Raw genomic sequence first — 25,422 nt, 5'->3', positions numbered from 1 at the left:
GCACTGAATACGCGCTCTTATCTGCGCCGTGCAGGTTAAGTGAGGGGGTATCAAGGACGGGCACTGATTGGGGGCAGCGGTATTAAGACGGCGTATAGAACGAACGGAACGGACGGTGTGCGGGGGGGATGCGAGGGGTCAACGGCAGCTTTGGACGGGCACCGTTAAGTGCCCGTCGCGGGCTCGGCTGATTACGACTTGAGTGGAAGCCAGATTTCCAGCACACCGGTGTTGAGCTTTGGGTTGAAGTCTTCGCTGTAGCGTTCGAATTCCGGCGCATCCGCTGCCTGATAGCCGGACTGCGGCAGCCAGGTTTTCCAGATGTATTGGAAGGTCTGGGGCAGCGTATCCAGAGAGCCCTTGTGCTCGAACACTGCGTAATGCTGAGGTTGAACCTCAACCCAGCGGTACTTGTCGGGCAGGTCGTCGAGCTTGCTGATTTCAACGCCGGCAATGTATTCGAAGCCGCCCTTGCCATCCGGATTGCAACAGATGCCGTAGGTCACTTCGTTTTTTTGACCGGGAATTTTGCCAATCTCGGGAATGAATTTATCCCAGAGATCGGGAATGCCTTTAGTGGTGTCGGCGGTAAATCGTCCACCAAGCCCTGCAATGAGCAGGAAGTGCCCGTGCTCGAAGCGTGGTTCCGGCGTTTCGACGCCTGTTTGCTCATCCATGACTCGACTCCTGGTACAAAAAGTGGGTTCGGCTGGGAGTATAGAAGCCAATCCCGATTCGCCCAATTACAGCGTATGCAACGCCTCCACGGTGCCCGAGCCGACGAACTCGTTGTACCCCGATAGGAGCACGTAGACTGCGAAATAGCAGAAGATCGCCGCCGATGCCATGTAGGAATAGCGCAGCAGCTTGTCGCCGAGCAACTTGCCGCCATGGCTCGCGGCGAAGCACAGGCCGGCGGACCACAGCAACCCGGCGCAAAGGAAACCGCCGAGAAAGAGTGCCGAGCTGAGCGCCCCGCCACCGCCGGACCGCGCGATCAACGTACCGCCCACCGCCGCGAACCAGAGAATGGCGCTGGGTGACGACATGGCGAGAAAGATCCCACGGAAAAACTCTTTGCGGTGAGAGTTGCGCCCGACTTCAGCGGTCTGCGCCAACAGCGCCTCGTGGTGAATGGCCGAATAGATCATCTTCGCCGCGAAATAGATCAGCAGCGCCGAACCGCCGATCCACAGCACCCAGCGTACGGTTTCGTACTGCAGCAAAACGGTCATGCCGGCCAGCGCCAGCACCGCATAAATCAGGTCGCCGACGCAGGTCCCCAACCCCAGGGCAAAGCCTTGAAAATAGCCGCGTTGCATCGCCAAGGTGATCATCGCGATGTTGGCCACGCCGATGTCCAGGCACAGAGAAAGGCTCAGCAAGAAGCCGCTGCTAAATTCCATCAACCGTTATCCTTCGGAAAAATTTGTTTACACACTGGCTGGACAGTGTGCCATGCCACCCCTTATCTTCCGCAACAGGTCACCGCAGTGACCAGCGTCGCTCGGACGGTTCCGGGCGCTCACGTTATCCGAGGCAACAATGGCTAACCCAGGTTCGCCGCGCCGCTTTGCGCGCATAGATCGACTCCCCCCTTACGTATTCAACATCACTGCCGAGCTGAAGATGGCCGCCCGTCGTCGTGGCGAAGACATCATCGACTTCAGCATGGGCAACCCCGACGGCCCGACCCCGCCGCACATTGTCGAAAAACTCGTCACCGTCGCCCAACGCGAAGACACTCACGGCTACTCCACGTCCAAGGGTATTCCGCGCCTGCGCCGGGCGATTTCCAACTGGTACAAGGATCGCTACGAGGTCGACATCGACCCGGAAACCGAAGCCATTGTCACCATCGGCTCCAAGGAAGGCTTGGCGCACTTGATGCTGGCCACCCTCGATCAGGGCGACACCGTGCTGGTGCCGAACCCGAGCTACCCGATTCACATCTACGGCGCGGTGATTGCCGGCGCCCAGGTGCGTTCGGTGCCGTTGATTCCGGGCGTGGACTTCTTCGCCGAACTGGAAAGCGCGATTCGCGGCTCGATCCCGAAACCGAAAATGATGATTCTCGGCTTCCCGTCCAACCCCACCGCGCAGTGCGTGGAGCTGGATTTCTTCGAACGGGTGATCGCCCTCGCCAAGCAGTACGACGTGCTGGTGGTCCACGATCTGGCCTACGCCGACATCGTCTACGACGGCTGGAAAGCCCCGTCGATCATGCAAGTGCCGGGCGCCAAGGACATTGCGGTGGAGTTTTTCACCCTGTCCAAGAGCTACAACATGGCGGGCTGGCGCATCGGCTTCATGGTCGGCAACGCTGAACTGGTCAACGCCCTGGCGCGGATCAAGAGTTACCACGACTACGGCACCTTTACTCCGCTGCAAGTCGCGGCGATTGCGGCATTGGAAGGTGATCAGCAGTGCGTGAAAGACATCGCCGAGCAGTATCGGCAGCGTCGCAACGTGCTGGTCAAAGGCCTGCATGAGCTGGGCTGGATGGTCGAGAATCCGAAAGCGTCGATGTACGTCTGGGCGAAAATTCCCGAAGCCTACGCGCACCTTGGCTCGTTGGAGTTCGCCAAGAAACTGCTCGCCGAGGCCAAGGTCTGCGTTTCGCCGGGTGTCGGGTTCGGGGAATATGGGGACGATCATGTGCGCTTCGCGCTGATCGAAAACCAGGACCGGATTCGTCAGGCTGTGCGCGGGATTCGCGGGATGTTCAGGACGGATGGGCTGATCAGCAAATCCTGAGACCTGACACATAACACTGTGGGAGCGGGCTTGCTCGCGAAGGGGACATAACATTCAAAGTAGATGTTGAATGTAAGTCCGCTTTCGCGAGCAAGCCCGCTCCCACATTTGTTTTGCGGTGCTACTGCTTTAAACGAACATCGACAGCAGCAGAATGAAGCCCAGACCGACCACAGACAGGATGGTTTCCATCGCTGTCCAGGTCTTGAAGGTTTCCGCCACGGTCATGTTGAAGTACTGCTTCACCAGCCAGAAACCCGCGTCGTTGACGTGAGACAGAATCAACGAACCGGCACCGGTGGCCAGCACCAGCAACTCACGGTTCACACCCGGAATCATCCCCACCACCGGCACCACAATGCCCGCGCCAGTAATGGTCGCCACGGTCGCCGAACCGGTCGCAATACGGATCACCGCAGCCACCAGCCACGCCAGCAAAATCGGCGAGATCTGCGCGTTCACCGCCATGTGGCCGATCACGTCACCCACACCGCTGGTCACCAGCATCTGCTTGAAACCACCGCCGGCACCGATGATCAGAATGATCGCAGCGGTCGGCGCCAGACTGGCGTCGAGCAACTTGAGAATCTTGTTCGAGCCCATGCCCTGCTTGTGGCCGAAGGTGTACAGCGACAGCAGCAACGCCAACAACAGCGCCGAGATCGGGTGACCGACCAGGTCCATGAAGGAGCGGGCGAAATTGCCTTCCGGCAGGACCACGTCGGCAAAGGTCTTGAGCAACATCAGGAACACCGGCAGCAACACGGTGATCAGGGTGATGCTGAAGCTCGGTAGCTCAGCCGAATCCGGTTCGCGCGCCAGTTGATCGACCAGCTCCTGGTTAGGATGGCCGGGGATGTATTTGGAAATGAACGTGCCATAGATCGGGCCAGCGATGATGGCCGTCGGCAGCGCAACGATCAGGCCGTACAGAATGGTTTTACCGATGTCGGCACCAAACACGCCGATGGCCAGCAACGGGCCCGGGTGTGGCGGAACCAGACCGTGCACCGCCGACAGACCGGCCAGCAGCGGGATACCGATCTTGATGATCGACACGCCGGTACGCCGGGCGACGATGAACACCAGCGGGATCAGCAGCACGAAACCGATTTCGAAGAACAGCGGAATGCCGACCAGGAACGCGGCGAACATCATTGCCCACTGCACCTTGTCCTTGCCGAACGCGCGAATCAGCGTCTGCGCGATTTGATCCGCCCCGCCCGACTCGGCCATCATTTTGCCGAGCATCGTGCCCAGCGCCAGGATGATCCCGACGAAGCCGAGCACGCCACCGAAGCCGTCCTGAAACGCCTTGATCACGGTGCCGATCGGCATGCCGGAGGTCAGCCCAAGAAAGGCTGCGGCAATGATCAGGGCAATGAACGGGTGAAATTTGAACTTGGTGATCAGGACGATAAGCCCGATCACCGTGACCACTGCATCGAGCAGCAGGAACGTCTCGTGGGACATGCCAAACATTAGGGGTGTCTCCTGGTTGTTGTTGTTATTAAAGCGGGTAATTCGAAAGCCATAAGGACAGCGCTATCTTTTCAAGCAAAAATTAACCGGCGCGTTTCAGGCCGTGTTCCAGCCACCAGGCATGCGCCTGCTGCGCCAATTGGTCGACGCTGTGGTTCGAGGCGTCGAGGGCCAACGTCAGCGGTTCGCCGACGGGGGATTCAAGGGTGGCGAACTGGCTGTCGATCAGGGTCGACGGCATGAAGTGGCCGGGCCGATGGGAGACGCGATCGGCGGCGACTTCCGGTGTGAGTTCCAGGAACACAAAGCCCAGGCCCGGCAAGGCACTGCGCAGTACTTCACGGTAACTGTGTTTGAGCGCCGAGCAGGTCAGCACCGGGCGCTGGCCGGTGGCGTCGACGCGGCGCAGTTCATCGCACAGGCTGTCGAGCCAGCCGGCGCGGTCGTCGTCGTTCAGAGGGATACCCGCGCTCATCTTTTCGATATTGGCGGTGGGGTGAAAAGTGTCGCCTTCAATGGCCGTGGCGCCGCTGAGCTCGCACAGGGCTTCGCTGACGCAGGTCTTGCCGCAACCGGCAACGCCCATGATGACCAGGGCGGTGATGGGATGATTCATGTAACACCTCAGCGCGCAGACAGCGCTACCTTTGAAAGCTATGACACTCGTTCAAAAGCAGAAGTTGCCGACGCCTTCTTGTCATTTTTGTGGGTTGCAGCATGTTCGTTGCCGACGCCGAAAAGCGAGGTTCAGGCAAAACTCGCTTACGCATTTGCAGCTGCATCGGGACAGCGCTACCTTAGTACCTTGAATTTTGTTTGGCAAGCCGCCCGATGACCTCCCCCAAAAACGATAAAAATACGCGAACCACTGGCCGCCCAACCCTCAATGAAGTAGCTCGACTGGCCGGCGTCAGCCCGATTACCGCCTCCCGCGCCTTGCGCGGCGTGAGCACGGTGGCCACCGAACTGGTGGAAAAAGTCCAGAAAGCCGCGCTTGAACTCAACTACGTGGTCAACCCCGCCGCCCGCGCATTAGCCTCGGCCCAGAGCCATTCTGTGGTGGTTTTGGTGCCGTCACTGTCCAACTTGCTGTTCATCGACACCCTGGAAGCCATTCATCAGGTTTTGCGACCGAAGGGCTTCGAAGTGCTGATCGGCAACTTCCATTACTCGCGTGATGAAGAAGAAAACCTGCTGCGCAATTACATGGCCTATCAGCCGCGCGGCTTGCTGTTGACCGGGTTTGATCGCACCGAAAGTTCGCGGCGGATGATCGAGGCGAGCAATATTCCCTGCGTGTACATGATGGAACTCGACAGCGCCGCCGGCCTCAATTGCGTGGGTTTCTCGCAACTGGCGGCCGGCGAAACAGCGGCGGAGCATTTGCTCTCTCGCGGTCGCCAACGATTGGCGTACATCGGTGCGCAACTGGATCAACGCACCTTGCTGCGCGGCGAAGGTTTCCGCAAAGCCCTGCAAAAGGCCGGTCGCTATGACCCGGACCTGGAAGTACTGACGCCGCGCGCCTCTTCCGTCGGTTTGGGCGGCGAATTGTTCCTGCAACTGATCGCCAGTCATCCCGATGTCGATGCGATCTTCTTCGGCAACGACGACCTGGCCCAAGGCGCCCTGCTTGAAGCCATGCGCTGCTGGATCAAAATCCCCGAACAAGTGGCGATCCTCGGTTTCAACGACCTGCCGGCCTCGGCGCACATGGTCCCGCGCCTCAGCAGCATCAGCACCCCGCGCGAGGCGATTGGCCGACGTGCGGCGGAGCAGATGCTGACGTTAATGGCGGGCAATACGGTGGCGAAACCGGTGCAGGACATGGGGTTTGAGTTGAAAGTGCGCGAGAGCACGTAACACCTGTAGGAGCCGGCTTGCTGGCTCCTACAGGGGTATTCTGACCTTCCAGAAGCGTCCAATCGCTAAAGGAGCAGCTCCATGGAACATGCACTGAAGATCCTCGGTAAAGCGTCGTCCATCAACGTCAGAAAAGTCCTGTGGACCTGCGACGAGCTGAACCTTTCCTACGAGCGCGAGGACTGGGGCAGCGGGTATGCGTCGACCCACAGTCCCGAGTTTGTCCGGCTCAACCCCAACGCACAGGTGCCGGTGATCATCGACGATGCGGGCGTGCTGTGGGAGTCCAACACCATCTGCCGTTATCTGGCCGGCAAACACCCGCACGCTGAATTGCTGCCGCACGAACCGGCGGCGCGCGCCCGGGTGGAGCAGTGGATGGATTGGCAAGCCACCGATCTCAATTCGTCCTGGAGCTACGCGTTCACGGCGCTGGTACGCAAAGACCCGGAGTTCCAGGACGCGCACCGGATTGCCACGGGTTTACGCGGCTGGAACCAGAAGATGGGCATCCTCGAACATCAGCTCGCGGCCACCCAAGCGTATGTGGCCGGGCCACGGTTCACGCTGGCCGATATCGTCATCGGGCTATCAGTCAACCGTTGGCTGATGACGCCGATGGATCGCCCGGATTTCCCGGCCATCGACGAATATTTCCAACGCCTGGCGCAACGCCCCGGATTCCTCAAACACGGCTGCAACGGCCTGCCTTGATCAGTCGACTGCTGCCGTCGGGCGGCAAAGGTTGACCGCAATTCTTCCGCCAACAGCTCAAGCAAAAACATAATCCATTGAATTTATTGGGGTTTATTGCTTAGGCACGCTATTTGCTGAAATCGCTGCACCGCAAACACCTACAAGGTCTACTCATCATGTTGGTCAGTGCAAAACAAAACCTAATGACGCCGCTCCCCAAAAAGCCGGGCGACGAACCGACCGCGGACGCCGCTGCGGGTCTTCAGGGTGGCCTGCAAGCCGTGTTGATGCAGAGCGTGCAAAACAATATCCAGCTGCAAAACCTGAAGAACGACGGCAAGGTCCAGGCGTCCGCTTCCAGACTCGCCACGGAACAGGTCAACGCCGCCAACAAAATCAGCGACAACGTCGATGAAGCGTTCGCCAAAACCCGTGTCGCGTTGCAAGCCACCGATGCCTCGACAGTGCCGAAGGCCGCCGAAAGCAGCGCCATGGCCGACTTCAAGGACTACATGAGCAAAACCCCGGAACAGCGGTTGCGCGACAGTATTCTGAAGGAGATGGGGATCACCGAAGAAGACCTCAAAGCCATGCCGCCAGAGAAACAACTGGCAATCGGTAAAGAGATTGCCGAGCGCCTGCAAGACAAGATCAAACTGGCGCAGGCCGAGAAAGAAAACGGCAGCAGCAATGAGAAAGGCAGCGCCCAGGTGGTCGACAAATTCCTCGCATCGCTGTAACCGTGCTGATGCTTTTGTAGGAGCCAGCTTGCTGGCGATGGCGTATCCAAAAACGCCATCGCCAGCAAGCTGGGCTCCTACAGGTCAATGTTTCAGTTCAACTGCAACGTTGAATTGAACTGGCTGATCGCATCCACCACATGCCGCGAGCCCTGCTGGATTTCCAGAATCACCTCCCCCGCTTCGTTCGCCAGTTCCACCCCAAGACCGGTGCGGCTCAGGCTCGACTGCATGCTCGACACCGCGCTCAACGACAAATCATGGTTCTTGCGCACCACCTCGACAATCTCCAGCGTCGCCTGACTCGTGCGCGCCGCGAGGCTGCGAACCTCATCCGCCACCACCGCGAACCCTCGACCGTGTTCCCCGGCCCGAGCCGCCTCGATGGCTGCGTTGAGCGCCAGCAGGTTGGTCTGGTCGGCAATGCCGCGAATGGTCTGAACGATGGTGCCGATGATGTCGGACTGTTTGCTCACTGCATCGATGCTCAGCGCGGCTTCGTTCAAGTCCCTGGAGATGTCCTGAATGATCTGCACCGTCTGCTGCACCACCTTCGACCCCTTCTGCGCGCAGGCGTCGTTCTGTACAGAAGTGCTGTGGGCCGACTCCGCTGCCGTCTGCAGCGTGGTCACTTGTAGCGTGATGTCGCTGGCGAACTTCACCACTTTGTACAATCGGCCGTGGGCGTCGAACAACGGGTTGTAGGACGCTTCGAGAAAAATGGTATGGCCGTGCTTGTCTCTGCGTTCGAAACGGTGTGAGTGATATTCACCGCGATTCAGTGAAGCCCAGAACGCTTTGTAAGACGGCGATTCGGCTTCGGCGCGATGGCAAAACAGTCTGTGATGCTGGCCAGCGACTTCGTTGAGCGCGTAATGCGTGGTCTTCAGAAAGTTTTCATTGGCGGTGATCACATTGCCTTCGGGAGTGAATTCGATCACCGCCATGGACCGACCGATTGCCGCGAGCATGCTTTCGTTTTCGTGTTCCTTGTTAATCCGGTCCGAAATGTCGGTCGCGACTTTGATCACACTGCTGACTTGCCGGTCGGCACCGATAACCGGCAGGTAACTGGCCTCGAGCCAGATCTCCTTGCCGCTCTTGTTCAAGCGTAAAAAAGTCCCGCTGACCGGCTCGCCACGGGCCAGGTCACGCCACAACTGGGCGTAGGCTTCACTGCGATAAAACGCTTCTTCGCAAAAGATCCGGTGATGTTTACCGCGCACTTCTTCGGCGCTGTAACCCATGACTTTGCAAAAGTTGTCGTTGGCATCAAGCACGATGCCGTCAGGGTGAATTCAATCATCGCCATCGAACGGCTGACGGCGGCCAATTTGGCGTTGGCCTCGCTCAGCGCACAGTTGTAACGCTCGATTTCCAGCAGGTCAGCCTTGTGATGTAGGTTAAACATGGTCGTATCACCCTAAGCGCGGTCATTTGATTGATGAAAGTTCTGCGGTCTTTCAACGTATCCACCACAACGTTCCATGGAACAGGCACACGCGTTCCTCCAAAGGAGGAATTGTCAGGTGATCAATGATGTTGAATCGGAGAGTCCATGTTGCAACGCTCTTATCAAGACATCCATCTCTTGATAGCCCGGGACCGGGCCAGCCCTAACGTTTTTTCCATAAGTCATTCCCTTTACCGTAACGCTCCTTGTGCTCGCATCGGCGCCTTGGGTTGCGCACTCTTGAAGCGGGCCTGACGGCCTTCAAATGGCGACCGACATGGCTACTCAGAACTGAGCATAGCCAGCCGCAATAGGCTTGCAAGGCCATTAGTCGGCCAGTATCGAGGACAAAAACGGTTCAGCTAACGCCCGACTTATTGTTCAGCCAGCATTCCCAACAACGCCTGCACCGCCGCCGAGGGTTGTTTGTTTGCAGCGACCACCAAGGCAAACTCGCGATCGATACGCGGTTTGACCGGCACCACACGCAGCCCCTGGAGATGGCTGGGCAAGGTCATTTCCGGGACCAGCGTTACCCCGATGTTTTCCCGCACCAGGGTGAACGCACTGCTCCACTCGCGGACCTCGACCCGAACGTCGCGCAATTGCAGACCGGCATCGATGGCCAGGCTGCGGGCGTTGGTCGAACAGCCGCCCGTGGCCAGCACAAACGGTTGGTCTGCCAACTCCGCGAGGGTGACGCCTTGTTCAGTCGAGCGGCGCGCCAAGGGATGGCCGCCGGGCAAAACCGCGACCCAGGCATCGCGCCCCAAACGACCGGCATTGCGCTCCGGCGCCGGGTTCAACACCACGCCGACATCCACCAGACCGGCGCCGAGCAGGGTTTCCACTTCGTCGTCGCGGACTTCCAGCGCGACCACCTGAATGCCGGGGTAAAGCCGACTGAAAGTGCGCAGCAGCGGCGGTAGAAAGGTCGCCAGCACCATGGGGAAACTCGCCAGGCGAATCGTCCCGCACTGGATGTCTTTCGCGGCATCAACGGTACTGCGGATGTTTTCCAGGGCACCGAGCATGGTCCGGGCCTGCTCGATGACCGGCAGGCCGATGGCGGTCGGCAGCGTTTGACGATTCTCCCGAGTGAACAGCTGCACACCGAGGGTTTCCTCGATCAGCGCCAACGCCTGACTCGCGCCTGACTGGGTCATGCCGACCCGCTCGGCCGCGCGGGTAATGTTGCCCGTATCGGCCACTGCCACCACCATTCGCCAGTGCATCAGATTCATCATGGCAGTAGCTTTCCTTATGGCAATTTTCTGGAAAATTAATTTTACCGATGGTCCCGCGCACTATGACACTGGCGCAAATCCCCAACCAGAGCCCCGCCGATGAAGCTGTTTTACGCCCCCCAAGCCTGCTCGCTGGCACCGCACATTGTGCTGCGTGAACTGGACCTGCCGTTCCAGTTGATCCGTGTCGACAACCGCACCAAACAGACCGCGAGCGGTGCCGATTTCCTCGCCATCAACCCGAAGGGCTACGTTGCGGCGCTGCAACTCGACAACGGTGACGTGCTGACTGAAGGCCCGGCGATCCTGCAGTACCTCGCGGACTTGCGACCCGAGGCGAATCTGGCGCCCGCCAATGGAACGTTCGAGCGGGTACGGTTGCAGGAGTGGCTGAATTTCGTTTCGACGGAGATTCATGGCGGGCTGGGCTGGCTGTTCAACACACAGTTCCCTGAAGAAGTGAAAGCGCTGATCAAGCAGAAACTGTTCAAGCGCTTTGCCGTGTTGTGCCAGACGCTGGAGCGGCAGGATTATCTGCTGACAGGTGGCTTCAGCATTGCCGACGCGTATTTGTTTACGGTGCTGCGGTGGGCGCCGTTGTTTGCGATTGATTTGAATGAATGGCCGGCGTTGCTGCGGTTTCAGGCTCGAGTGGATTTGCGCCCGACAGTGCAAGCGGCGTTGGCCGCAGAATCTGCGTAAGCCTTGAGACCATCGCTGGCAAGCCAGCTCCTACAAGGATCGGCTGTGTGCCACTAGATACGTGAACACCAACGAACCCTGTGGGAGCGGGCTTGCCCGCGATGGCGATCTTCCAATCACAGCAGAACTACAAACTCGCACTCACTTTTGTAGCCACTTCACCCGGCACCCAACCCTTCCAGATCTGCGGCTGATCACGCAAAAACGCTTGCGCCACCTGACGCGGTTGCTGGCGTTTTTCGCTCATCTGCGCCAGCGTCTGGTTCAGCAGATCGATCGGCAAATCGACTTTCTCGAAGAACGCTACCAAATCCGGATACTGCGTCTTGAACGGCGCAGACACGCCGATCGCCAGGCTCGCCGGCATCGAGCGCGTGCCTTTGGGGTTTGGATTGTTGGCATCGGCCAGGGTCTTCCAGGCTTCGGCGTCGAACGGCGGTTCTTCGAGTTTCACCAGTTTGAAGCGACCCAACAGCGGCGTCGGCGACCAGTAGTAGAACAACACCGGTTTGCCGCGACGGATCGACGATGCCACTTCGGCATCCAGCGCCGCACCGGAGCCGGTGCGGAAGTTGACGAAGCTGGCGGTCAGGTCGTAGGCCTTGAGTTTCTGACTGTTGACGATCTCCGAGGTCCAGCCGGTCGGGCTGTTGAGGAAGCGTCCGCGGCTTGGGTCCTCGGGGTCGCGGAACACGTCTTTGTAGCGCGCCAGATCGGCGACGGATTTCAGCTCCGGCGCCAGCGGTTTGATCCCGCGCTCCGGGTCGCCCTTGATCACGTATTCCGGCACCCACCAGCCTTCGGTGGCGCCTTTGACCGTGTCGCCCAGCCCAAACACCTTGCCTTCCGACGCAGCCTTGACCCACGCCGGACTGCGACCGGCCCATTCTTCGCCGATCACTTGAATGTCGTTTTTGGCCAATGCTGCTTCGAGGCTGACCGTGCTGCCCGGCAAGGTGTCGGTCGGGTAGCCGTAACCTTTTTCAACGATCAACCGCAGGATCTCGGTGATCAGGCTGCCGCTTTCCCAGGTGATGTCGCCGAAGTGGATCGGCGCGGTTTTTTCTGCGGCAGGAGCGTGGGTCGCCATAAGGCTCAGGGCCAGCAGCGAACTGCCGAGCAGGGTTTTGATCGATTTCATGCGGACCTCTGGTGCAAGGGTTCATTGGCGCTGTGCTGGGTGCACAACGCTTGGGAGCGGGTCATGTAGACGCTGACCGAGCGCTGGGATATGCCCAGTTCGGCGGCGATTTGCGGGTAGGTCAGGCCATCGATGCGCGACAACAGGAACGTCGCCCGGACTTTGCCCGGTAAACGTTCGAGCGTCCGGTCGAGGCGGTGCAACGCCTGGGTCAGTTGCAGCAAATCTTCGGGCGAGGACGCATGTGGCTGATCGAGATGTTGCAGTTGATCGAGGTGCTGGCGCTCCAGATCGCGACGGCGCCAGAGCTGATAAATCAGTCGGCGGGCGATGGTGGTGAGCAAGGCGCGAGGTTCGCGGATCGGCGTCAGCCCCGGCGATTCAAGCAGTTGCACGAAGGTTTCGGCGGCGATGTCTTCGACACTGGAACTGGCTCCCAGGAGCAGGCGCAACCGAGTGCACAGCCAGGGGTAATGGGCACGGAACAATCCGCCCACGTCATTTCGATGGGATACGTCGGTGCCGGACATAGAGGCTCCAAGGGTTAGGGTCGCTGAATGTCCGGTGGTCCGGTGACGCGAATCCTAGCAAGGAGCCTTATGCTTTAATAATACTTAAAATGCATTTTTATATTCGTTTTAAGAATAAACGTGGTGTTTGATGGATCGCCCCAATGGTCTTCAGTCAACGCAGGCGCCCGAACCCCAACGCCTCAGCTTCTTGCTGATAATCGAGAACAACCTGATAGTCGCTCTCGCTCGCCGGTAATACTTCATGCAACCCAAGGACTTCAGCGACGTCGGGCAATTCGCGCAAGGTCTGGTTCATCACCTGCCGCAACGCCTCGACTTGCTCATCGCTAGCAGTCGCCACGGTGATGTACGGCAAGGTCGGGCTGAACGCGCTACGCACCACCACTCGCAATCCCGCCACTGCCTCTTCGGCGTGGCGCGCAAGGTAGGCGAAGGTCACGCTGTCGATGGCGGCGAGGTCGGCCTGGTCTTCGCGCAACCAGCGCAGGCTCTCGCGGTGGCTGCCGCTGAGGCCGACACTGGCGAAGAACTGCCCGTCGCGGTGCAACGGCGCCAGTCGTTGGCGCAACAGGTTCATGCCGCTGTTGGAGTCTTCGCCGTTGATCACGCCACGGCTGCCGAAAAAGGCGGGCAAGGTCCGGCGTGAATCATCGGCACGGCTCAGCAGCAGGCTGCAATGGTTGCCGCCGCTGCTGTCCGGCAGTTCGTAGCGAGGCCGGCCGATGATCCGGACCTGGCCGCGCAATGCGGTCATCAGCGGGTAGCCGCAGGTTTGGGTCAGCAGCAACTGCGGGGACAGCCACAGCGCCATCAGCGACAGCCCTTCGGCGTGGCGGCGGGTGGCGCCGAGCCGTTCGAGGATTCGCGTAAGCCAGCGCTCGTTGGCCTGACGGATCGGTTCGGGGGCGACATACATCAGTAATTCGGCGAGGTGTTGAGTCATCAAAATCGTCCATACAACGAAAATCAACTGTAGGAGCCAGCTTGCTGGCGATGGCGGAGGGTCAGTCGACATCATTGTTGCCAGGCAAACCGCTATCGCCAGCAAGCCGGCTCCTACAGGGTTACGTATTCGCAATCAGTGGAATGGATGTTCCGGGCTGTCGATCGCCGTTATCCCATTCTCACGCCACAACTGGCCATAACCCTGCACCAGAAACCCGCCGCTGCGCGCCACCCATTGCTCGCGGCGCGCGTGGTAGGCGCGGGGCAAGTCGTACCAGGGCAGGCCCGGCAGGTCGTGATGCACCAGATGAAAATTGAGGTTCAGAAACAGCCAGCGCCATGGCCAGCCGGCTTCATTAAGCACCGTACGTTGCTCGGGTTGCGCATGGGGGCGGTGTTCATAGTAGGAGCGGACCATGGCAATCGACAGCGCCGGCACGCTGATCAGCAACAGGTAATGCCACACCGGCACCACGCTGTAACGGGCAATAAACAGCAACACCAACACGGTCAGTGCGCCGTGGGTCAGCCACATCAACCAGGCCTGCCGATCACCCGATTGCAGGCGTTGCAGTTCTTCGCGCGCCAGCGCCAGCAAGGCCAGCGGCGCACCGAGGATGAAGCGCCCGAGCAAGGTTTTGTTCAACCAGTACAGGCTCTGTTCAAAGACGGAACTGCCCTGCCACCGCTCGGCGCTCAGGTAACGGCTTTCCGGATCGATGCCCGGCAGGGTCAGGTCTTCGTCGCGATGATGCAGCAAATGGCTGTCGCGATAGAGGGTGTAGGGGTACCAGACGGCGAACGGTGCGTAGCCGAGGATTTTGTTCAGCGTGGTCCAGCGGGTGGGATGACCGTGGAGCAATTCGTGCTGCACCGACAACCACAGCACCACCAGCGGAATCAGGAGCAACGTGCTCCACCAGATGCCCAATCGATCGCTGGCCAGCACGATGCTGAACCAGCCGACGTACACGCCGATCAATAGCAACCAGGTCGGCCACTCGGTGCGAGCGGTCAGGCGTTGGCGCAGGGTTTCGATTTCTTCTCGGTGGGCGCTATCGAAGTAATGGGGCATGGCGTTGCTCAGATCGGGGACCAGTCCCCTTCTGTGCAATGGCATCGGGAAATCTTGCAGATTATTTTGCGCCCCCTGTAGGCGCTGGCTTGTCGGATCGCCGCACCGCAGCGATGGGCGTTAACGATGACGCGTTTACAAAGAATAAACGCGGGGTCTGAAAGTCCATCGCCGGCAAGCCGGCTCCTACAGGGGGACGTGGGTTTCATGCTTACAGCTTAATGGCCGAACACATCCACCTTCTTGGCCTTCTTGTCCGCGCGTTTTTCATCGGCGGTTTTCGCCGGTTTTTTCTTCGCTGCTTTTTTTGAATCCATGCCTTTGGCCATGATACGTACTCCACTCATACGGGATGTGAGATCAGGTATACACCTATCCCCCGCCGCGCGTTCTTTTATAATCGCCCGCTTTGCGCACACACAGACCCAGCCCATGCCCGACACCCAGTACACCTTGCTCGCCGAGCCGTTATGGCCCCTGATGAACAAGTTTTATCGTGCTCACCAATCCTCGATGAAAGCGGTCCGCGACGCTCAGTTGTGGGTGGCCAGGCGTGAGGAGATCATTGCGGCGCTGTGCTTGCGCCCGGTCTCGGGCGGGCATTGGTTGACCGGTTTGTTCGTCGATCCTTCGTGCCGCGAACAAGGGATCGCAGCGACGCTGATTGCCGAAGCGGTAAACGGCCTCGAACAACCGGTCTGGCTGTTCTGCCACCCGGATTTGCGCGGATTTTATGAACGTCGCGGTTTTACCTTCGATCCGTCCATGCCCTACGCCATGGTCGAACGCTTGAGCCGCTACGCACGCAGCAAACCGATGATCGCCATGGGCTTAGAACCGTTGGTGAGGTCGTCCATCGATAATGTGTGATCGGCCCAGGATTGCCGCGTGCTAGCCTCGGAGTCGACTTCGACCTCTCTGGGATGCGCCATGAAACCCGCCCTTCTCGCTCTGACGCTTGCCCTGTTTGTCCCCGTGTCCAGCCACGCCGCCGAACCGCCAACGGTTTCTGCCGAGCAATATGCCAAGGTGGCGCAAGGCACCTGGCGCGCGCCGGAGAACGTCGCACGCGATGGTTATCGCCATCCGCAGCAGACGTTGCAGTTCTTCGGTCTGGGGCCGAAGCAGACCGTCATTGAAATCACCCCCGGCAACGGTTGGTACAGCGAATGGCTCGCGCCGTTGCTCAAGGATCACGGGCAGTACGTGGCGGCGGTCCAGGCGCCGACGGTCAGCGACTACGCGCGCAAGAATGAGGAAAAGCTCAAGGCCAAGTTCGCCGCTGCCCCGGCGCACTATGCGAAGGCGCAGGTTCTGGAGTTCGACCCGAAAGCCCCGGTGTTCGGCAAGCCCGGTTCGGCGGACACGGTGCTGACCTTCCGCAATGTGCACAACTGGGTGCTGCCCGATACTGCATCGTTGACGTTCGCGGCGTTTTTCAAGGTGTTGAAACCGGGCGGCGTGCTCGGCGTGGTCGATCATCGGGCCAAGGACGGGGCATCGCTGGATGACATCAAGCACAGCGGTTACCTGACCACCGATTACGTGGTGAAACTGGCGACCGATGCCGGGTTCAAGCTTGAGGGGCAGAGCGAGGTCAATGCCAATCCAAAGGACACCAAGGATTACCCGGAAGGCGTCTGGACACTGCCGCCGGCGCTGACGCTGGGGGAGAAGGACAAAGCGAAGTATCAGGCGATTGGCGAGTCGGACCGGATGACGTTGCGGTTCGTCAAACCCGCGAAGTAAAGCACTAAAGGCTGATGGATATCCCCTGTGGGAGTGAGCCTGCTCGCGATAGCGATCTGTCATTCAACATTGATGTCGTCTGACACTCCGCTATCGCGAGCAGGCTCACTCCCACATTGGTCCTGCGTTGGCTTTAGTCGTCGGCGTTCGGGTCGAGGTCGGGGAACATGATTTCGGTGAAGCCGAACTTGCTGAAATCGCTAATCCGCGACGGGTACAACCGGCCGATCAGGTGATCGCATTCGTGCTGTACCACACGCGCGTGAAACCCCGAAGCGATGCGCATGATCGGCTCGCCCTTCGGATCAAAACCTTCATAGCGAATCTGGTGATAGCGATCCACCGCGCCGCGCAATCCCGGTACCGACAGGCAACCTTCAAACCCCTCTTCCATCACCGGGCTCAACGGCGTGATCAACGGATTGATCAGAATCGTCTGCGGCACCGCTTCAGCGTCGGGATAACGCTCGCTGTGCTCGAAACCGAAGATCACCAGTTGCAGGTCGACACCGATCTGCGGCGCGGCCAGACCGACCCCGCCGACGCTTTCCATGGTCTGGAACATGTCATCGATCAGTTGCCAAAGCTCGGGGCTGTCGAACATCTCGGCGGGGACCGGCGGCGCGATGCGCAGCAGGCGCTCGTCGCCCATTTTCAGGATTTCACGGATCATTTGATGGCTTCGTCAGTGCTCGGTTTGATCGAGTGGTCCCGACCCAGTCCCGAAACGTGGTGTTTGTGTTCATGGTCGAGCTCGCCGGGGACCTTTTCGCCAGGGTCCTTGCCTTCGGTCGACATGTGTTCGATCACCGCATTCATTTCCGCGCCAAGCAACAGCACCGCAGCGGAAATGTAGAAGTACAGCAACAGCACGATGATCGCGCCGATACTGCCATACATGGCGTTGTAGTTGGCGAACGTCTTGACGTAAAACGCAAAGCCCAACGACGCAATGATCCACACCACCACCGCCAGCACCGAGCCGGGGGTGATGAAGCGAAACTCCTGTTTGACGTCGGGCATGACGTAATAGATCAGCGCCACCGCGATCATCATCAGAATAACGATGACCGGCCAGCGCAGGAGGGTCCAGACCGTGACGATGAAGTCTTCCAGCCCGACCTGCGCGGCAATCCAGCCCATCACCTGCGGCCCGAGGACCATCAACGCGGCGGCGATCAGCAACATCCCGGCAATGCCGATGGTGTAGAAAACCGACAGCGGAAAACGCTTCCAGAACGGCCGGCCTTCGACCACGTCGTACGCGGCGTTCATCGCGCTCATCATCAGTCGCACGCCGGCCGAGGCCGTATACAGCGCAATGACAATACCGACCGAGAGCAAACCACCCTTGGATTGCTGGAGCTGGTCGATCACCGGGTTCACCTGCTCCAGCGCCTGGGGCGGCAGGACCAGTTCCGATTGCAGGCGCAGCCAGGAAAAGAAGTCCGGCAAGTGCAGGAAACCGATCAGGGCGATCAGGAAAAGAATGAAGGGGAACAACGAAAACAACATCTGATAGGCCAACGCCGAGGCATAGGTCGACATCTCGTCATCGACGAACTCGGTCACCGTGCGCACCATGACACGGTGCAGGCGCAGGCCTTTCATGTGGGGGAAAAACATTAGCGTCTCCTTTCGCCGCAAATCGGGTTGAAGTCGTGGCGACTCAGGGGCCGTTTTCTACATCAAAGTAGCCTACTTGGCGACTTTGAAACAATTTCAGTGTGCAAGTTCAGGCTGACACAAAAACGGCCATCCGTGGATGGCCGTTTCTGATACTCACCCAAGGCCGAATCAAGCCTTGTCGACGCCTTTCTTGATCGCGTCCTTGGCTTTGCCCACTGCTTGCTGAGCTTCGCCTTTTCTTTCCTGCACAACGCCTTCGGCGCGCATTTTGTCGTTACCGGTGGCCTTGCCGACGCCTTGCTTGACGTTGCCGGCGGCTTCGTTGGCCATGCCTTTTACTTTATCGCCAGTGCTGCTCATGGTGTTTCTCCTGTGAACAATTGAACGAGAAAAGTCGTTACACAAGGATTGACCGGGGGCGTTTGCACGGAGTTTCATTTATTTTCCCGGCGACATTTCATCGTTCTGTGCAGGTTGGGCTTTATGTTTGCCGACCAACCCCCGAGAATGCGCAACGTATTCAGGCCATGGCGCTGAAGATCCAATCCCGTAGGAATGTTATGAAACTCGATAAAAAGCAGGCCATTGCCCGCAGAAACCTGGAACTCGGCGGTGCTGTGCTTGGCGTCAACAACTGCCATTTCGCCGAATTGAACCGTAACCGCAACATCTGGTGGTTCGATCTCCCGGTGGGACGCCTGGCCATTGGTCAGTACGAATGGATTCACCTGCTGATGCACACGCCGGACACCGACGAACTGCTGCACCTGAAAGTGCCGACGGTGTTCCTGCGCGAGAAGCTCGAAGGCCTGGTGGTGCGCAATCAGGGCAAACGCAAGGCTGCGTTGAGCCTGGAGTTGAGTGCGGACAAGGATTCGTACTTGCAGGACATGCGCCCGGCGGGCACCAACGTCAATTTCGCGCCGTTCCGGCAGTAACATTGCAGGAGCCGGCTTGCCGGCGATAGCGGTGTGTCAGGCGTCATCGACGTTGATTGATGCGCCAGCAAGCCGGCTCCTACAGCTTCAGAACAAAAAGCCCCGCATCTGCGGGGCTTTTTATTTACGCGCCTACTTTCTTCGCGTTGATCTTCTTCAACTCTTCATCACGCAACTCACGACGCAAGATTTTGCCAACGTTAGTCGTCGGCAGCGCATCGCGGAACTCGACGGCTTTCGGCACCTTGTAGCCAGTAACGTTCGCACGCATGTGCTCCATCACCTGCTCCTTGGTCAGGGTCACGCCCGGCTTGGCGACGATGAAAATCTTGATCGCCTCGCCCGACTTCTCGTCCGGAACACCGATGGCCGCGCATTGCAGCACGCCCGGCAGGGTCGCTAGCACGTCTTCCAGTTCATTCGGGTACACGTTGAAACCGGACACCAGGATCATGTCTTTCTTGCGATCGACAATGCGCATGTAGCCGTCAGGCTGGATCAGCGCGATGTCACCGGTTTTCAACCAGCCTTCGCTGTCGAGCATTTCGTCGGTGGCTTCCTGACGCTGCCAGTAGCCCTTCATGACCTGTGGGCCTTTCACACACAGTTCGCCGATTTCACCCAACGGCTGCTCAACGCCGGCATCGTCGATAACTTTGCACAGGGTCGACGGCACCGGAATGCCGATCGTGCCGATCTGGATGTGCTGGATCGGGTTTACGGTCGCGACCGGGCTGGTTTCGGTCATGCCGTAACCTTCACAGATGGCGCAACCGGTGACCGCTTTCCAGCGCTCGGCCGCGGCCAGTTGCAGGGCCATGCCGCCGGACAGGGTGACTTTCAGCGCCGAGAAATCCAGCTTGCGGAAGCCTTCGTTGTTGCACAGGGCAACGAACAGCGTGTTCAGGCCGACGAAGCCGCTGAACTTCCACTTCGACAGTTCCTTGACCATCGCCGTCAGGTCGCGCGGGTTACTGATCAGGATGTTGTGGTTGCCGATCAGCATCATCGCCATGCAATGAAAGGTGAAGGCATAGATGTGGTAAAGCGGCAACGGCGTGATCAGGATCTCGCAACCTTCATTCAGGTTGGAACCCATCAGCGCCTTGCACTGCAACATGTTGGCGACAAGGTTGCGATGGGTCAGCATTGCGCCCTTCGCCACGCCGGTGGTGCCGCCGGTGTATTGCAGCACCGCGACATCGCCGCTGTCCGGGTTGGCTTCCGCCACGGGCTGGCCATGGCCCTTGCTCAGCACGTCGTTGAACTTGACGGCTTTGGGCAAGTGATACGCCGGGACCATCTTCTTCACGTACTTGATGACGCTGTTGATCAGCAGGCGCTTGAGCGGCGGCAGCAGGTCGGCGACTTCGGTGACGATGACGTGCTTGACGCCGGTTTTCGGCACGACGGTCTGGGCCAGATGCGCCATGTTGGCCAGGCAGACCAGGGCTTTGGCACCGGAATCGTTGAATTGGTGTTCCATCTCCCGCGCGGTGTACAGCGGGTTGGTGTTGACCACGATCAGCCCGGCGCGAATGGCACCGAACACGGCGACCGGGTACTGCAACACGTTGGGCAGTTGCACGGCGATTCGATCGCCCGGCTGCAAGTCGGTATGCTGTTGCAGGTAAGCGGCAAAGGCACCGGACAATTCGTTCAGTTCACCGTAGGTGATTGTCTTGCCCAGGTTGCTGAATGCCGGCTTGTCGGCGAAGCGCTGGCAGGACTGTTTCAGCACTGCCTGAATATTCGGATACTCGTCCGGATTGATGTCGGCAGCAATCCCGGCAGGGTACTTATCCTTCCAGAAGTCTTCGATCATGGAAGCCCACTCCTCAGCAACGCGAATTCAAATACCGCATTTGATGCGATTATTATTGGTGTTTGATTATTGGTGAGTCTGGCTTTTTAGAGAGGCCGAGAGGTCACAAAGCGCGCCGAGAGTAGCAGCTTTGCCAAGGGCCGACTAGAGCCAAAAGCGGCCTCTACAGTCACATTTGTGACTCGAGAATAACAAGCAGTCATTTTAGAGCAAAAATTCTATAACGCTCTGAAAGCCCCACAAATCGGGGCCTCTTCCCCTAAAAGCATCACGGGCAAGCCCACTGCTACAGGGTTGGTGTCGTTCACTTACTGCTTGAACAACACCCAACCTGTAGGAGCGGGCATGCCCGCGATTCGCGCAAAGCGCTGCCTTTCAACGATCAGGCGATATCCCGCAACTCCCGCCGCAGAATCTTGCCCACCGGCGTCATCGGCAACGACTCACGCAACACGATGTGCTTGGGCACTTTGTACGCCGTGAAGTTTTCCTTGCAGTAAGCCTTCAGCTCCTCAAGGCTGACCCCCGACTCACGCGCCACCACAAACAACTTCACCGCCTCGCCCGAACGCTCATCCGGCACACCGATGACTGCGCAGTTGGCGACTTTCGGGTGAGCCATCACCACGTCTTCGATCTCGTTCGGGTACACGTTGAAACCCGAGACAATGATCATGTCTTTCTTGCGATCAACGATGCGCACAAAACCGTCCGGGTCGATCACCGCAATGTCGCCGGACTTGAACCAGCCTTCGGCATCCAGCACTTCGGCGGTGGCCTCCGGTTTCTGCCAGTAGCCCTTCATGATCTGCGGGCCCTTGATGCACAGCTCGCCACGTTCGCCCAGCGGTTGCTCGACGCCTTCATCGTTGATGACTTTCAACGTGGTGCCCGGCACCGGCAGGCCGACCGTACCGATCCGGGATTTGTCGCCGTACGGGTTGGTGCACGCCACCGGCGAGGTTTCGGTCAGGCCGTAACCTTCGGTGATGCGGCAACCGGTGAGCTGTTCCCAGCGCTCGGCGGTGGCCTTGACCAGCGCAGTGCCGCCGGAGTTGGTGAGCTTGAGGCTGGAGAAATCCAGGGTCTTGAAGTCCGGGTGGTCCATCAACGCGACGAACAACGTGTTGAGCCCCAGCAACGCCGAGAACCGCCAGTTTTTCAGCTCTTTGATGAAGCCCTTGATGTCTCGTGGATTGGTGATCAGCACGTTGTGGTTGCCGGTCACCATCATGCACATGCAATTCGCCGTGAAGGCATAGATGTGGTACAGCGGCAGCGGCGCGATCATCACCTCCTGCCCTTCGCGCAACAATGGCTGGCCGTCATCGCCGAACTGGCCGAGGCAGGCGCGCGCCTGCTGCATGTTCGCCACCAGGTTGCCGTGGGTCAGCATCGCGCCCTTGGCCAGACCGGTGGTGCCGCCGGTGTATTGCAACACGGCGATATCGTTGAGACCGGCGTTCAACGGTTTGATGCCCAGGCCCCGGCCCAGACGCAGCGCGCTCTTGAAGGAAATGGCCTGCGGCAAGGAGTAGTCCGGGACCATTTTCTTCACTTTGCTGACCAAGGTGTTGACCAGCCAGCCCTTGGCGACGGGCATCAGGTCGCCCATCTTTGCTTCGATCAGGTACTGAATGTCGGTGTCGGCCAGCACTTCCTGGACCTTCTGCCCGAACATGTTCAGATAGACCAGCGCGCGGGCACCGGAATCCTTGAATTGGTGACGCATTTCCCGTGCGGTGTACAGCGGGTTGGTGTTGACCACGATCAGCCCGGCGCGCAACGCACCGAACACGGCAATCGGGTAATGCAGGACGTTGGGCATCTGCACCGCAATGCGATCCCCCGGCACCAGGTCGGTGTGGGCTTGCAGGTAGCCGGCGAACGCGGCGCTGTAGCGTTCCAGTTCGGCGTAGGTCAAGGTGACACCCATGTTGCTGAAGGCCGGGCGGTCAGCAAATTTTTTGCAGGAACGCTCGAACACCTCGATCACTGACTTGTAGGCCCCTTGATCGATATCCAGGGGTACGCCGGCCGGGCGTTTGTCATTCCAGAAATCAGGTTGCATTGTTCTTGTCCTCTTTACCTGAACCGATCCGGGGCCGCTTTTCTGTCACCTTTGAAAAGCGGAGCTTCACGGACACTAGCAGCTATGGCGAATCAGGCAAATATGCCAACAACCGTCATTGACCGTGTGAATCTTGGTGCCGTGGCGTGGCCTGATCAGACGGCAAGCGCAGGATGCGCTATACAATGGACCGAGCCCATGCAAAGGAATCGCCATGATCCACGACACCTTCTGGCTGACCGCGAGTGACCGCAGCCGCCTCTTCGTCAACCAGTGGCTGCCCGCCGCGCCGTTGAAAGCGGTGATCCTGCTGGCTCACGGCATGGCCGAGCACAGTGAGCGTTATGCCCGTCTGGCCGAAAAATGCTGTGAACAGGGCTACGGCGTCTACGCACCTGACCTGCGTGGACATGGCAAAACTGCCGAAAACGGGACACTCGGCCATTTCGCCGACGACGATGGCTGGTGCAAGGTGGTCGGCGACCTCGCCAGCCTCAACCAGCACATCGGCCAGCAACATCCCGGCGTGCCGATTGTGCTGCTCGGGCACAGCATGGGCAGCTACATCGCCCAGGCTTATCTGCTGCATCACAGCGCCAGCCTCCATGGCGCGGTGCTCAGCGGCTCGAACTTCCAGCCCGTGGCGCTTTACCGTGCGGCGCGGCAGATTGCCCGCCTGGAACGACTGCGCCAGGGACCGAAGGGCCGAAGCGCGTTGATCGAATGGCTGTCGTTCGGCTCCTTCAACAAGGCCTTCAAACCGGCCCGTACCCGCTTCGACTGGCTCAGCCGCGACCCGGCAGAGGTCGACTTGTACGCCAACGACCCGCTCTGCGGCTTTCGCTGCACCAATCAACTGTGGATCGATTTGCTCGGCGGCTTGCAGCAAATCAGCAAAGCGTCCAATCTCGCTCAGATCGATCCGGGCCTGCCGTTGCTGGTGATTGGCGGTGAATGTGATCCGGTGAGTCAAGGCAAGCGTCTGAAAGATCTGGCCGATGCGCTACGCGCCGCTGGCAGCCAGAGCCTGCAGCTGACGATTTATCCGCAGGCACGGCACGAACTGTTCAACGAGAGCAATCGCGATGAAGTGACGGCCGATGTGCTGAGCTGGATCGCGCAAGCCCTGAGCCACCGTCGCCCGCTCCGATCCGAATAGTTTTTTTGTGGTTTTTTTGATTTGTCACAGGAATTGAAACAGATGACCCAGGTTACCAACACCCCATACGAAGCCCTCGAAGTCGGCCAGACCGCCAGCTACAGCAAGACGGTCGAAGAGCGTGACATTCAGTTGTTCGCCGCCATGTCGGGTGACCACAACCCGGTGCACCTGGACGCCGAGTTCGCCGCCGGCACCATGTTCAAGGAGCGTATCGCTCACGGCATGTTCAGCGGCGCACTGATCAGCGCTGCGGTTGCCTGCGAATTGCCGGGGCCGGGGACAATTTATATCGGTCAGCAGATGAGCTTTCAGAAGCCGGTGAAGATTGGCGACACGCTGACGGTGCGCCTGGAGATTCTGGAGAAGCTGCCGAAGTTTCGTGTGCGCATTGCCACGCGCGTGTTCAACCAGCGCGATGAGCTGGTGGTGGATGGCGAGGCGGAGATTCTGGCGCCGCGTAAGCAGCAGACCGTAACACTGCCTACTCTGCCGGCGATCAGCATCGGCTGAGCCCTGCGCACACCTGTAGGAGCTCGCTCCTACAGGTCTTATGGCCGCTCCTGCACCTGCACACTCGCCGTCATCCCCGAACTCAAGTTGATCCCCTCGGGCAGCTTGTCCAGTTTGATTCGCACCGGAATCCGCTGCGCCAGTCTCACCCAGTTAAATGTCGGCTCCACCTCTGCCAGTAACTGCCCATCCGGCGTGGTATTGCGATCAGTAATGCCGCGACTGATGCTTTCCACATGCCCTTCCAGCGCCTCTCCCGCGCTCATCAACCAGACCTTTACCGGATCGCCGACGCGAATCCGCGGCAGTTTGGTTTCTTCGAAATACGCCTGCACATAAAACGTTGAATCATCGATCAACGCCATCACCGGTTGCCCGGCATTCACGTAGTTGCCTTGGGCCAGACGCAAATTGGTGATGTGGCCGCTGCGTGGCGCATGGACCTGACTGCGGGCGAGGTTGAGCTCGGCGACCTTGGCTTCGGCCTGAGCCTCACGCAGTTCGCCACGAGCGATGCCGGCGTTGATTTGCGCGTTCTCGCGCAGCTCGGCACTGATCGCTTGTGGCCCGAGGCTGGCGCGACGACTGGCTTCGCGTTCACGCAGATTGAGTTGCTGCTGGCGGGTCTGCACCACCGCTTGCGCCTTCTCCAGCGCCGCTTCGAAACGGTCGCGATCGATGCTCAGCAACAGATCGCCGGCCTTCACCGCCTGGTTGTCGAAGACTTTGAGTTCACGCACCCAGCCCGACACATCCGGGGCGATCACCACCACGTCGGCGCGAATCCGTGCATCCCGGGTCCACGGCGTGAGCATGTAGTACTGCCACAAATGGAAGCCGGCAAAAATCGCCAGCGCCACCAGGCACAGGGTTACCGCGACACGTACGGGTGTACGCATGTTCA

25 protein-coding genes and 2 pseudogenes are annotated in these 25,422 nt (G+C 59.3%); 10 read left to right on the top strand and 17 right to left on the bottom strand.

From position 1 onward, the window contains the following. Positions 1-191: 191 nt before the first annotated feature. Positions 192-677 carry a GyrI-like domain-containing protein gene (locus tag ACI77H_RS11085; protein ID WP_407011931.1) on the bottom strand — a complete coding sequence of 162 codons (486 nt, stop codon included), beginning with the start codon at positions 675-677 and terminating at the stop codon, positions 192-194. A 66-nt stretch (positions 678-743) separates the two neighbouring features. Further along, positions 744-1,406 (bottom strand): LysE family translocator, encoded by a 663-nt coding sequence (locus ACI77H_RS11080; RefSeq protein WP_407011930.1) that lies wholly within the window; start codon positions 1,404-1,406, stop codon positions 744-746. Between the two features lie 139 nt (positions 1,407-1,545). Between ACI77H_RS11080 and alaC the strand changes: the two genes are divergently transcribed. Beyond that, positions 1,546-2,757, top strand: a complete 1,212-nt coding sequence (gene alaC / locus ACI77H_RS11075) for an alanine transaminase (RefSeq protein WP_407011929.1) — start codon at positions 1,546-1,548, stop codon at positions 2,755-2,757. A 129-nt stretch (positions 2,758-2,886) separates the two neighbouring features. On the opposite strand, the gene ACI77H_RS11070 is transcribed toward alaC, so the two are convergent. Together ACI77H_RS11070 and ACI77H_RS11065 are read right to left on the bottom strand one after the other, a co-directional pair. Next, complete coding sequence (locus tag ACI77H_RS11070; RefSeq protein WP_407011928.1) at positions 2,887-4,239, bottom strand: GntP family permease; 1,353 nt, start codon at positions 4,237-4,239, stop codon at positions 2,887-2,889. A gap of 82 nt (positions 4,240-4,321) precedes the next feature. Continuing rightward, on the bottom strand, positions 4,322-4,855 hold the full coding sequence (locus ACI77H_RS11065) for a gluconokinase (RefSeq protein ID WP_407011927.1): 534 nt from the start codon (positions 4,853-4,855) through the stop codon (positions 4,322-4,324). Between the two features lie 215 nt (positions 4,856-5,070). Here ACI77H_RS11065 and ACI77H_RS11060 point away from each other — a divergent pair, with 215 nt between their 5' ends. From ACI77H_RS11060 to ACI77H_RS11050, 3 genes are all read left to right on the top strand, one after another. Further along, a complete protein-coding gene (locus tag ACI77H_RS11060) occupies positions 5,071-6,102 on the top strand; it encodes a LacI family DNA-binding transcriptional regulator (RefSeq protein ID WP_407011926.1) in 1,032 nt (343 codons plus the stop codon). Positions 6,103-6,183: 81 nt separating this feature from the next. Next, complete coding sequence (locus ACI77H_RS11055) at positions 6,184-6,816, top strand: glutathione S-transferase family protein (RefSeq protein ID WP_407011925.1); 633 nt, start codon at positions 6,184-6,186, stop codon at positions 6,814-6,816. 158 nt (positions 6,817-6,974) lie between these two features. Beyond that, positions 6,975-7,538, top strand: a complete 564-nt coding sequence (locus tag ACI77H_RS11050) for a hypothetical protein (RefSeq protein ID WP_407011924.1) — start codon at positions 6,975-6,977, stop codon at positions 7,536-7,538. A 92-nt stretch (positions 7,539-7,630) separates the two neighbouring features. Here ACI77H_RS11050 and ACI77H_RS11045 read toward each other — a convergent pair. The 3 genes and pseudogenes from ACI77H_RS11045 to ACI77H_RS11035 form a co-directional block, all read right to left on the bottom strand. After that, positions 7,631-8,062, bottom strand: a pseudogene (locus tag ACI77H_RS11045) (methyl-accepting chemotaxis protein); the annotation flags it as partial. 165 nt (positions 8,063-8,227) lie between these two features. Further along, positions 8,228-8,785: pseudogene (locus tag ACI77H_RS11040) on the bottom strand (PAS domain-containing protein); the annotation flags it as partial. A 580-nt stretch (positions 8,786-9,365) separates the two neighbouring features. Next, positions 9,366-10,238, bottom strand: a complete 873-nt coding sequence (locus ACI77H_RS11035) for a LysR family transcriptional regulator (protein ID WP_407011923.1) — start codon at positions 10,236-10,238, stop codon at positions 9,366-9,368. Positions 10,239-10,337: 99 nt separating this feature from the next. Between ACI77H_RS11035 and gstA the strand changes: the two genes are divergently transcribed. Continuing rightward, positions 10,338-10,940, top strand: a complete 603-nt coding sequence (gene gstA, locus ACI77H_RS11030) for a glutathione transferase GstA (protein ID WP_407011922.1) — start codon at positions 10,338-10,340, stop codon at positions 10,938-10,940. Between the two features lie 127 nt (positions 10,941-11,067). Here gstA and ACI77H_RS11025 read toward each other — a convergent pair whose 3' ends face one another. The 4 genes from ACI77H_RS11025 to ACI77H_RS11010 form a co-directional block, all read right to left on the bottom strand. Next, positions 11,068-12,081: an ABC transporter substrate-binding protein gene (locus ACI77H_RS11025; RefSeq protein WP_407011921.1), complete on the bottom strand. Its 1,014-nt coding sequence runs from the start codon at positions 12,079-12,081 to the stop codon at positions 11,068-11,070. Next, a complete protein-coding gene (locus ACI77H_RS11020; RefSeq protein WP_407011920.1) occupies positions 12,078-12,611 on the bottom strand; it encodes a sigma-70 family RNA polymerase sigma factor in 534 nt (177 codons plus the stop codon). The genes ACI77H_RS11025 and ACI77H_RS11020 overlap by 4 nt, the downstream gene beginning before the upstream one ends. A 154-nt stretch (positions 12,612-12,765) precedes the next feature. After that, a complete protein-coding gene (locus ACI77H_RS11015) occupies positions 12,766-13,557 on the bottom strand; it encodes a phosphate/phosphite/phosphonate ABC transporter substrate-binding protein (RefSeq protein ID WP_407011919.1) in 792 nt (263 codons plus the stop codon). Positions 13,558-13,692: 135 nt separating this feature from the next. Then, positions 13,693-14,634, bottom strand: coding sequence for a fatty acid desaturase (locus ACI77H_RS11010; protein ID WP_407011918.1), 942 nt, complete (start codon positions 14,632-14,634; stop codon positions 13,693-13,695). Positions 14,635-15,066: 432 nt separating this feature from the next. Between ACI77H_RS11010 and ACI77H_RS11005 the strand changes: the two genes are divergently transcribed. Together ACI77H_RS11005 and ACI77H_RS11000 are read left to right on the top strand one after the other, a co-directional pair. Next, the gene (locus ACI77H_RS11005) at positions 15,067-15,504 is read left to right on the top strand and encodes a GNAT family N-acetyltransferase (protein WP_407011917.1); all 438 of its coding nucleotides are present in this window, start codon (positions 15,067-15,069) and stop codon (positions 15,502-15,504) included. A 60-nt stretch (positions 15,505-15,564) separates the two neighbouring features. Continuing rightward, positions 15,565-16,383, top strand: coding sequence for a class I SAM-dependent methyltransferase (locus ACI77H_RS11000; RefSeq protein WP_407011916.1), 819 nt, complete (start codon positions 15,565-15,567; stop codon positions 16,381-16,383). A 133-nt stretch (positions 16,384-16,516) separates the two neighbouring features. On the opposite strand, the gene def is transcribed toward ACI77H_RS11000, so the two are convergent. The 3 genes from def to ACI77H_RS10985 form a co-directional block, all read right to left on the bottom strand. Continuing rightward, entirely contained in the window at positions 16,517-17,056 is a 540-nt protein-coding gene (def, locus tag ACI77H_RS10995) for a peptide deformylase (protein ID WP_407011915.1), read from the bottom strand. Further along, complete coding sequence (locus tag ACI77H_RS10990) at positions 17,053-18,009, bottom strand: YihY/virulence factor BrkB family protein (protein WP_407011914.1); 957 nt, start codon at positions 18,007-18,009, stop codon at positions 17,053-17,055. The genes def and ACI77H_RS10990 overlap by 4 nt, the downstream gene beginning before the upstream one ends. A 171-nt stretch (positions 18,010-18,180) precedes the next feature. After that, positions 18,181-18,372 carry a CsbD family protein gene (locus ACI77H_RS10985; RefSeq protein ID WP_010457349.1) on the bottom strand — a complete coding sequence of 64 codons (192 nt, stop codon included), beginning with the start codon at positions 18,370-18,372 and terminating at the stop codon, positions 18,181-18,183. Positions 18,373-18,572: 200 nt separating this feature from the next. On the opposite strand from ACI77H_RS10985, the gene ACI77H_RS10980 reads away from it, so the two are divergent. Further along, the gene (locus ACI77H_RS10980; RefSeq protein WP_407011913.1) at positions 18,573-18,950 is read left to right on the top strand and encodes a hypothetical protein; all 378 of its coding nucleotides are present in this window, start codon (positions 18,573-18,575) and stop codon (positions 18,948-18,950) included. Positions 18,951-19,074: 124 nt separating this feature from the next. Here ACI77H_RS10980 and fadD1 read toward each other — a convergent pair whose 3' ends face one another. Both fadD1 and fadD2 read right to left on the bottom strand, forming a co-directional pair. Continuing rightward, a complete protein-coding gene (gene fadD1 / locus ACI77H_RS10975; RefSeq protein ID WP_407011912.1) occupies positions 19,075-20,775 on the bottom strand; it encodes a long-chain-fatty-acid--CoA ligase FadD1 in 1,701 nt (566 codons plus the stop codon). A 382-nt stretch (positions 20,776-21,157) separates the two neighbouring features. After that, positions 21,158-22,846, bottom strand: a complete 1,689-nt coding sequence (fadD2, locus tag ACI77H_RS10970) for a long-chain-fatty-acid--CoA ligase FadD2 (protein ID WP_407011911.1) — start codon at positions 22,844-22,846, stop codon at positions 21,158-21,160. A gap of 214 nt (positions 22,847-23,060) precedes the next feature. Between fadD2 and ACI77H_RS10965 the strand changes: the two genes are divergently transcribed. After that, the gene (locus tag ACI77H_RS10965; protein WP_407011910.1) at positions 23,061-24,005 is read left to right on the top strand and encodes an alpha/beta hydrolase; all 945 of its coding nucleotides are present in this window, start codon (positions 23,061-23,063) and stop codon (positions 24,003-24,005) included. 42 nt (positions 24,006-24,047) lie between these two features. Continuing rightward, on the top strand, positions 24,048-24,518 hold the full coding sequence (locus tag ACI77H_RS10960) for a MaoC family dehydratase (RefSeq protein ID WP_008151121.1): 471 nt from the start codon (positions 24,048-24,050) through the stop codon (positions 24,516-24,518). A 38-nt stretch (positions 24,519-24,556) separates the two neighbouring features. Here the strand turns inward: ACI77H_RS10960 and ACI77H_RS10955 are convergent, their stop codons facing one another. Then, positions 24,557-25,417: an efflux RND transporter periplasmic adaptor subunit gene (locus tag ACI77H_RS10955; RefSeq protein ID WP_407011909.1), complete on the bottom strand. Its 861-nt coding sequence runs from the start codon at positions 25,415-25,417 to the stop codon at positions 24,557-24,559. Positions 25,418-25,422 lie beyond the last annotated feature (5 nt).

This window comes from Pseudomonas sp. O230 (genome assembly GCF_045447035.1).
In the GTDB taxonomy this organism is placed as follows: Bacteria; Pseudomonadota; Gammaproteobacteria; order Pseudomonadales; family Pseudomonadaceae; genus Aquipseudomonas.
Note: the sequence above shows the minus strand (reverse complement) of the source record. Positions and strands in the feature narration are given on the sequence as shown.

Excerpts from the sequence above, each read along its gene's own strand:
- ACI77H_RS11065 (WP_407011927.1), bottom strand. The coding sequence starts at position 4,855 with ATGAATCATCCCATCACCGCCCTGGTCATCATGGGCGTTGCCGGTTGC.
- ACI77H_RS10980 (WP_407011913.1), top strand. The coding sequence starts at position 18,573 with ATGAAACTCGATAAAAAGCAGGCCATTGCCCGCAGAAACCTGGAACTC.
- ACI77H_RS11020 (WP_407011920.1), bottom strand. The coding sequence starts at position 12,611 with ATGTCCGGCACCGACGTATCCCATCGAAATGACGTGGGCGGATTGTTC.
- ACI77H_RS11050 (WP_407011924.1), top strand. The coding sequence starts at position 6,975 with ATGTTGGTCAGTGCAAAACAAAACCTAATGACGCCGCTCCCCAAAAAG.
- ACI77H_RS11055 (WP_407011925.1), top strand. The coding sequence starts at position 6,184 with ATGGAACATGCACTGAAGATCCTCGGTAAAGCGTCGTCCATCAACGTC.
- ACI77H_RS10990 (WP_407011914.1), bottom strand. The coding sequence starts at position 18,009 with ATGTTTTTCCCCCACATGAAAGGCCTGCGCCTGCACCGTGTCATGGTG.
- ACI77H_RS11080 (WP_407011930.1), bottom strand. The coding sequence starts at position 1,406 with ATGGAATTTAGCAGCGGCTTCTTGCTGAGCCTTTCTCTGTGCCTGGAC.
- alaC (WP_407011929.1), top strand. The coding sequence starts at position 1,546 with ATGGCTAACCCAGGTTCGCCGCGCCGCTTTGCGCGCATAGATCGACTC.
- ACI77H_RS11070 (WP_407011928.1), bottom strand. The coding sequence starts at position 4,239 with ATGTTTGGCATGTCCCACGAGACGTTCCTGCTGCTCGATGCAGTGGTC.
- gstA (WP_407011922.1), top strand. The coding sequence starts at position 10,338 with ATGAAGCTGTTTTACGCCCCCCAAGCCTGCTCGCTGGCACCGCACATT.
- ACI77H_RS11085 (WP_407011931.1), bottom strand. The coding sequence starts at position 677 with ATGGATGAGCAAACAGGCGTCGAAACGCCGGAACCACGCTTCGAGCAC.
- ACI77H_RS10955 (WP_407011909.1), bottom strand. The coding sequence starts at position 25,417 with ATGCGTACACCCGTACGTGTCGCGGTAACCCTGTGCCTGGTGGCGCTG.
- fadD2 (WP_407011911.1), bottom strand. The coding sequence starts at position 22,846 with ATGCAACCTGATTTCTGGAATGACAAACGCCCGGCCGGCGTACCCCTG.
- def (WP_407011915.1), bottom strand. The coding sequence starts at position 17,056 with ATGATCCGTGAAATCCTGAAAATGGGCGACGAGCGCCTGCTGCGCATC.
- ACI77H_RS11000 (WP_407011916.1), top strand. The coding sequence starts at position 15,565 with ATGAAACCCGCCCTTCTCGCTCTGACGCTTGCCCTGTTTGTCCCCGTG.
- ACI77H_RS11060 (WP_407011926.1), top strand. The coding sequence starts at position 5,071 with ATGACCTCCCCCAAAAACGATAAAAATACGCGAACCACTGGCCGCCCA.
- ACI77H_RS11005 (WP_407011917.1), top strand. The coding sequence starts at position 15,067 with ATGCCCGACACCCAGTACACCTTGCTCGCCGAGCCGTTATGGCCCCTG.
- ACI77H_RS10985 (WP_010457349.1), bottom strand. The coding sequence starts at position 18,372 with ATGAGCAGCACTGGCGATAAAGTAAAAGGCATGGCCAACGAAGCCGCC.
- ACI77H_RS10960 (WP_008151121.1), top strand. The coding sequence starts at position 24,048 with ATGACCCAGGTTACCAACACCCCATACGAAGCCCTCGAAGTCGGCCAG.
- ACI77H_RS11025 (WP_407011921.1), bottom strand. The coding sequence starts at position 12,081 with ATGAAATCGATCAAAACCCTGCTCGGCAGTTCGCTGCTGGCCCTGAGC.
- ACI77H_RS11035 (WP_407011923.1), bottom strand. The coding sequence starts at position 10,238 with ATGATGAATCTGATGCACTGGCGAATGGTGGTGGCAGTGGCCGATACG.
- ACI77H_RS10965 (WP_407011910.1), top strand. The coding sequence starts at position 23,061 with ATGATCCACGACACCTTCTGGCTGACCGCGAGTGACCGCAGCCGCCTC.
- ACI77H_RS11015 (WP_407011919.1), bottom strand. The coding sequence starts at position 13,557 with ATGACTCAACACCTCGCCGAATTACTGATGTATGTCGCCCCCGAACCG.
- fadD1 (WP_407011912.1), bottom strand. The coding sequence starts at position 20,775 with ATGATCGAAGACTTCTGGAAGGATAAGTACCCTGCCGGGATTGCTGCC.
- ACI77H_RS11010 (WP_407011918.1), bottom strand. The coding sequence starts at position 14,634 with ATGCCCCATTACTTCGATAGCGCCCACCGAGAAGAAATCGAAACCCTG.